This is a genomic window from Okeania sp. (assembly GCF_983059655.1).
Map to the genome: position 1 here is coordinate 1 of NZ_CEZPJD010000550.1, position 5368 is coordinate 5368.

5 protein-coding genes are annotated in these 5368 nt (G+C 37.0%); 3 read left to right on the plus strand and 2 right to left on the minus strand.

Annotated features, from left to right (window positions below):
• Positions 1 to 187: 187 nt before the first annotated feature.
• Complete coding sequence (locus tag AC3DU7_RS23910) at positions 188 to 1372, minus strand: cysteine desulfurase family protein (RefSeq protein WP_488041799.1); 1185 nt, start codon at positions 1370 to 1372, stop codon at positions 188 to 190.
• Between the two features lie 363 nt (positions 1373 to 1735).
• On the opposite strand from AC3DU7_RS23910, the gene AC3DU7_RS23915 reads away from it, so the two are divergent.
• Positions 1736 to 1960: a hypothetical protein gene (locus tag AC3DU7_RS23915; protein ID WP_488041800.1), complete on the plus strand. Its 225-nt coding sequence runs from the start codon at positions 1736 to 1738 to the stop codon at positions 1958 to 1960.
• 135 nt (positions 1961 to 2095) lie between these two features.
• Here the strand turns inward: AC3DU7_RS23915 and AC3DU7_RS23920 are convergent, their stop codons facing one another.
• The gene (locus tag AC3DU7_RS23920) at positions 2096 to 2494 is read right to left on the minus strand and encodes a DUF7682 family zinc-binding protein (protein ID WP_488041801.1); all 399 of its coding nucleotides are present in this window, start codon (positions 2492 to 2494) and stop codon (positions 2096 to 2098) included.
• 490 nt (positions 2495 to 2984) lie between these two features.
• Here AC3DU7_RS23920 and AC3DU7_RS23925 point away from each other — a divergent pair, with 490 nt between their 5' ends.
• Both AC3DU7_RS23925 and ybiA read left to right on the plus strand, forming a co-directional pair.
• The gene (locus AC3DU7_RS23925) at positions 2985 to 4622 is read left to right on the plus strand and encodes a DUF655 domain-containing protein (protein ID WP_488041802.1); all 1638 of its coding nucleotides are present in this window, start codon (positions 2985 to 2987) and stop codon (positions 4620 to 4622) included.
• Positions 4623 to 4730: 108 nt separating this feature from the next.
• Positions 4731 to 5177 carry a riboflavin biosynthesis intermediates N-glycosidase gene (ybiA, locus tag AC3DU7_RS23930; protein ID WP_488041803.1) on the plus strand — a complete coding sequence of 149 codons (447 nt, stop codon included), beginning with the start codon at positions 4731 to 4733 and terminating at the stop codon, positions 5175 to 5177.
• Positions 5178 to 5368: the final 191 nt, after the last annotated feature.

Genomic DNA, 5368 nt, shown 5'->3' on the forward strand with positions numbered 1-5368 from the left:
AGGCAGTAGGCAGTAGGGAAAAAAAGATTAATTTTTAAACTGTACCTCACTATCCGCGCAAAGTGCTGTAATCTCATGTCCGTTTAATTAGCGATAAAAAACTTTCTTCTCTTTGTCCTTCTTTTTTCCTCTTGACTTATGACTTCTGACTTCTGAACTTCCGACTCCTGAAATGCTATATCTATTTTTAATTCACAATAGCTAATGTCCTCGGCATTAGTCTTTCCAAAATTTGTTTCAGTACCATTGCTGTCCAATCAATATCTGCTTCTGTTGTTTCTCGTCCCAATGTTAAACGAATACCCCTAGTAGCAGCTTCTTCTGTATACCCCATTGCAAGTAATATTGGACTTGGAGTTACTTTTCCACTATGACAAGCTGAACCAGCACTAATACCAATTCCAGCCAGGTTTAACTGTCGCACCAAAGTTTTACCTGTAATTCGATCTTCCGTTTTTTCTATTTTAACTTCTGGGGGAACAATGCAGAAACTAACATGATGAGGCAGTCTGTGCCATCGCTCCCCAGTAGAAATTACATAAGGAGTTTGTGCCATCTTTTCAAATAAGCGATCGCGCAATCTTATTAACCTTAATCTTTCTGTCGTCATTTCCTCATCCGCTAATTCTGCTGCTACTCCAAAACCAGCGATCGCTGCTACGGCCTGAGTACCAGAACGTAACTTCAACTCCTGGCCACCACCTGTCAATATCGGTACTAGCTCTACGCCTTCTCTGATATAAAGCGCACCTGCACCTTGAGGACCATAAATTTTATGACTTGATAAAGATAATAAATCTACTGGCAGTTTTTGTACATTTATTGGTAAACGGCCTACTACTTGAACAGCATCAGTATGAAATAACACCCCATGAGAACGACAGATATTACCTAATTCCTCAATAGGTTGGAGAGTACCAACTTCACTTTGACCATAAATTACTGATACTAAAACTGTATTTGATTGTAATGCTGCTTGTAATTGCTCGGGGTTTACTCTTCCTTGTCGATCCACAGGTAATCTTGTAACTTGCCAACCCCAATTTTCTAACATTCCTGCTGGCTGTGAAATAGCAGAATGTTCTACACTAGAAATAATAATATGCTGGGGTTTTTCATAGCAACGTGCTACACCCATAATGGCCATATTGTCAGCTTCCGTCCCCCCAGAAGTAAAAATAATTGACTCTGGCACTGCATCTATCAGATTAGCTACTTTTATTCTTGCCCTCTCTACTAATGTTGCCGACCTCTGGCCCCATGTATGTAAACTAGATGGGTTCCCCCACTGTTGGGTAAAAGCTTGTTGCATAGCAGCGATCGCTTCTGGCCTTGTTGGTGTTGTGGCACTATAGTCTAGATAAATTTGCATTATGTCTATCCGTTTATATCATTAACTTCATACAATATAGTCAAAATATTGTCGCAGAAGTTTTGGCATAAAGGAGTGAAAAAGTAGTTCAACAATTAATAATTAATAATTAATAATTAACAATTACTACTCTTTGAAAACGGATAGGATTGACGAAAAAGGGAAAATTAATTTATTGTTTATCCTTGAAATGAGAAGCATTTTATCTTAATTATTCGGTAAAAAATTTTTAACTCAGCAGGTCATTTCAGTTATCAGTTATCAGTTATCAGTTATCAGTACCTAAGGCTGTTTGCGGAGCATGACAAAGGTCAAGCAAGAGGCTTGAAGTACGGAATTATTTTTTCTCTTGGTCGATTAGATATGGCGAGGTTTCGGAGCCATCTCACCCTACGGGAAGCTCCGAAGAAAGAACTCCGTTCCGCTGTCGCGATCGACCGCTGTCTTGGTCGATTGGATATGGCGAGGGGACCTCGCCATCCCTCGACCGCTTTTTATCCCCTTAAAAGGGGAGGCGCATACCCACGATTTTTCGGTAATATTATCCGATATATTTCCTCTGTAAATTCCCAGATATTTTCTACATAATTCTAATAGGAATGCTATGTATGTGAATTCTTTTTAATGTGGCTATTGTGACTCAGATATTTCTATACTAAAAATTTTTCTGTCTCGTCAATCCTATCCGTTTTCAAGGAGAGGTAATTATTAATTATTAAATAGTTACTTAGGTTTACAAACATTATAATCTTCATGTGACATAACTTTCTGTGGTATTACAAAACTCCCATAATCTTGACAAATCATTCTATAGTTTCTGGTAACAGGTATACTGACTATGAAACGATTATGACGCAGCCGTTTACCTCCAAATTCTCGATAGCTTTGATTATTATTTAATGCAGAAATAATTGCCCTGGCTTTGACTACCACATAATCTGGTAAACCTCTCAAGTCTATCAAATCGCCATCGAAAGAAGCTTCCCATTCCAACTTTTTTTCTCGCTTTTCCGCTATTTCCTCATCAACTCTTTGCTTTGCCATCTCCTGTTGTTCACAACGATGGCATTTTCTCCCATATCCTTTATGGCCACACGGAAAAGTCCTTTTTCTTTTCGGCATAAAACAGCAAAGTTAGCTTTCACCAAGTTCTCTTAGTTTTGGTCATCTTAAATATTTTTTTCCAGACCTAATTGAAAAATCTACAAACTATAGCGCTGCGCGCAGGCAATAGGCAATAGGCAACAGGCAACAGGGGGAATAAAAAGCTTATAATATAATACTTTCAGCTATTGGACAGTTCCTGCAACTTGTCAATATGCCAGCGCACATTGCCATACTTATTACACTTTAGTAGCGTTATCGTCCATTCTAAATTTAACATTATCGGCCATTTTGATACAATATTTAACGTCAATATTTTTTAAGATTTAATATAAGCAACAAGAATATTTAAGATTTAGGCCACTGCATAAGTATTATAAATCAGTGTACCTCTTTGTTCTCCTCTTCCTCCAAGTCTTGTCACAACTAGAAAAGTAAAAAACCTATCCTTGTGAGCTATCCTACTCTAACTAATAGACTATTTAGGCCATTGACTTTCCTCAAATCAATGCTATTTTTTTCTACTAAACTGCGCTTTGGTTATATTTTACTACTGGGCCTCAGTCTCACTGGTTGTCTGAATAGAGGTCAGCAGTCGGTTGCTCAACTTCCTCAGTTACCACAAGACCCCTTAATTGAAGTTTATTTTAATCAGTCCCAAGCTTCAAGCTATACTGAGTCTACTCGCCAGCAAACAAGGTCAGGAGATAATCTTGAAGAAATAATCATTGGTACTATTGCTAATGCTACTTCTAGTGTAGATGTGGCGGTTCAAGAGTTACGTTTACCTGGTATTGCTCAAGCTTTGGTCGAACGTTACCAAGCAGGGATAAAGGTACGAGTAATTATTGAAAACACCTACAGTCGTTCTTGGGGAAGTCTAACTAAACTTGAAGTAACTCAACTGTCTGAACGGGAACACAAACGCTACAAAGAATTTTTTCAGATAGCTGACAATAACATGGATGGTTATCTTAGTCAAGATGAAATTAATAGTAGTGATGCTCTGATGATGCTAACTAATGCAGGAGTTCCCTTGATTGATGATACTGCCGATGGTTCTAAGGGTAGTGGCCTCATGCACCACAAATTTGTAGTTGTGGACGGTCAAACTACTATTGTTACTTCAGCTAATTTTACTAATAGCGGTATTCATGGAGATTTTTCAGAATCTATGAGTAGAGGAAATTCTAATAATCTTTTAAAAATAGAAAGTTCTGAATTAGCTGAATTATTTACAGAAGAGTTTAATATCTTATGGGGAGACGGGCCTGATGGAAAACAGGATAGTAAATTTGGCAAAAAAAAACCATTTAGACCTGTCAGACAAATATTTATTGGAGATACGAAAGTGGCAGTAAATTTTTCTCCTATTTCTAATACTAAATCTTGGCAACAAAGTACTAATGGTTTAATTAATCAAACATTAGAATTAGCACAAAAATCTATTGATTTATCCCTCTTTGTCTTTTCATCACAATCATTAGTTAATACTCTAGAAAATCAATCTCGAAAAGGAGTTTTAATTCAAGGTTTAATCGATCCAAGTTTTGCTTATCGTTATTATAGTGAAGGATTAGATATGATGGGAATTGCCTTGGCTAATAAATGCAAATATGAAGCAGATAATCGGACTTGGGAAAAACCAATTTTTACAGTAGGAGTGCCAAATTTACCCCCTGGCGATCGCCTGCATCACAAATTCGGAATTATTGATAATTCTATTGTCATAACTGGTTCCCACAATTGGACTGAAGCAGCTAATAAAAACAATGATGAAACTGTATTGATAATTGAAAATTCCACAGTAGCAGCTCATTTTGACCGTGAATTTCAAAGACTTTATCAAACAGCTACTCTCGGTGTACCATCCTGGTTGATTAAAAAAGTAGAGAAACAACAAAAAGAATGTGGCGATCAATTAACAGAAACTCAAAATCCAACAATAGATACTAACACTAAAATTAATCTCAATATAGCTACTGCTAAAGAGTTAGAAACATTGCCTGGTATTGGGCCAAAATTAGCAGAGCGGATTATTCAAGCTAGACAAAATAAACCTTTTACATCTTTAGATGACCTAGACCAGGTGCCAGGAATTGGACCTAAAGTATTAGAGCAGTTAAGCGATCGAGTCACCTGGTAGGGTCATTTCAGTTACCAGTTATCAGTTATCAGTTATCAGAATTTTTCGGTAATTTTATATAGCAAATACTGGTGGATTACTATTTCTGTATATTTAGTTAGAAAAATTATGGCAATTTCATTTTATAGCACTCTCAGCAGATACGGTTGTTTTTCCAATTGTTCTGCCCATGGTTTTGAATTAGATGGTTATTGGTGGCCAACCAGCGAACATTATTTTCAAGCTCAAAAATTTCCAGGTATGCCTGATGCCGATCAAATTCGTTTAGCTGCAACACCAGGGGAAGCAGCAAATCTGGGAGGCGATCGCAACCGCCCATTACGTTCAGATTGGGAACAGGTAAAATATGATATTATGCAAAAGGCAGTATTCAACAAATTTTCTACTAATTCTGAGATTCGGGAAATATTACTATCTACTGGCAATGAAGAAATTGTGTATAGGTCTCCCGTGGATTTATATTGGGGTCAGAGAAAAGATGGTAGTGGGGAAAATAAATTAGGCAAAATTTTAATTGCAGTACGAGATATGTTGAGTTCAACAATTGATAATTAGGGTTTTTAGAGACGCGATCGCTCACATCTCTAAAATTACTACTCGACTATTTCAGCCAAAGATAAATAACTTAATTAGGGTTTACCGATCTAATATCAAAGTCTTTACTGATATTGGTTTTAGCCTTTTTAGATCGGAAATACCTGATTTTCGCCTCAGAAAGCTCAAAAGTGAGTATTCTGGCATATAGT

What these genes read in the sequence shown, in the direction of transcription:
- ybiA (WP_488041803.1), top strand. Translation starts at nt 4,731, where the DNA reads ATGGCAATTTCATTTTATAGCACTCTCAGCAGATACGGTTGTTTTTCC.
- AC3DU7_RS23920 (WP_488041801.1), bottom strand. Translation starts at nt 2,494, where the DNA reads ATGCCGAAAAGAAAAAGGACTTTTCCGTGTGGCCATAAAGGATATGGG.
- AC3DU7_RS23910 (WP_488041799.1), bottom strand. Translation starts at nt 1,372, where the DNA reads ATGCAAATTTATCTAGACTATAGTGCCACAACACCAACAAGGCCAGAA.
- AC3DU7_RS23915 (WP_488041800.1), top strand. Translation starts at nt 1,736, where the DNA reads ATGGCGAGGTTTCGGAGCCATCTCACCCTACGGGAAGCTCCGAAGAAA.
- AC3DU7_RS23925 (WP_488041802.1), top strand. Translation starts at nt 2,985, where the DNA reads ATGCTATTTTTTTCTACTAAACTGCGCTTTGGTTATATTTTACTACTG.